We start from the raw sequence: 522 nt of genomic DNA, 5'->3' as shown, positions 1-522 counted from the left end.
CACCGATACTATTATCTGCACTTTGATTGGGAGTACACTTTTAACGATGATAGTAAGGAATACCCACACATTGAGTATCAAGTTGAAAAACTATTGAAATGGGTGGAAAGTGTTTTAAATGATTTGAACCAACATTTATACAAAGAACTACAAAAAGAATACGAAAGATTAACCGCTGATGAATACATTATACAAATGTTTGCGGAAGAAAATTACCAATTCACAGACAAAGGGTATCCAATAGATAAAATAACCCACTTAGAAACCTCAATAATATGAAAAACGCATATATCATTTTCACAACCGACAAATGGCACAGCAATGAAAGTAAGACAATAGAATATGTTACGGACAACTTTCAAAAAGCCATTGAATTAATTGCTGAAATTAGCAGGGAGAGATACCGCAAAGAACTATCAAAATCCGATTTGTATATGCTTAAAAATAAGAAGCAAACACAAGGGTTTGACGAAGAAGTAGAATATATGATTGAAGAGTACAAAGTAATTTAAAATTTAGAAA

The 522-nt window shown here is 31.6% G+C and carries 1 protein-coding gene and 1 pseudogene; both read left to right on the top strand.

Annotated elements, in window-relative coordinates; genetic code table 11:
• A pseudogene (locus VQ048_RS12510) lies at positions 1 to 279 on the top strand (hypothetical protein); the annotation flags it as partial.
• On the top strand, positions 276 to 512 hold the full coding sequence (locus VQ048_RS12505; RefSeq protein WP_064971114.1) for a hypothetical protein: 237 nt from the start codon (positions 276 to 278) through the stop codon (positions 510 to 512). The pseudogene VQ048_RS12510 and the gene VQ048_RS12505, both read left to right, overlap by 4 nt.
• Positions 513 to 522: the final 10 nt, after the last annotated feature.

The sequence above is a fragment of the Bergeyella anatis genome (genome assembly GCF_036016955.1).
GTDB lineage: Bacteria > Bacteroidota > Bacteroidia > Flavobacteriales > Weeksellaceae > JAYWXI01.
The sequence above is the reverse complement of the archived record's forward strand: the minus strand, read 5'-3'. Positions and strand labels throughout refer to the sequence as shown.

Coding starts and splice junctions, on each gene's coding strand:
- VQ048_RS12505 (WP_064971114.1), top strand. CDS start 276: ATGAAAAACGCATATATCATTTTCACAACCGACAAATGGCACAGCAAT.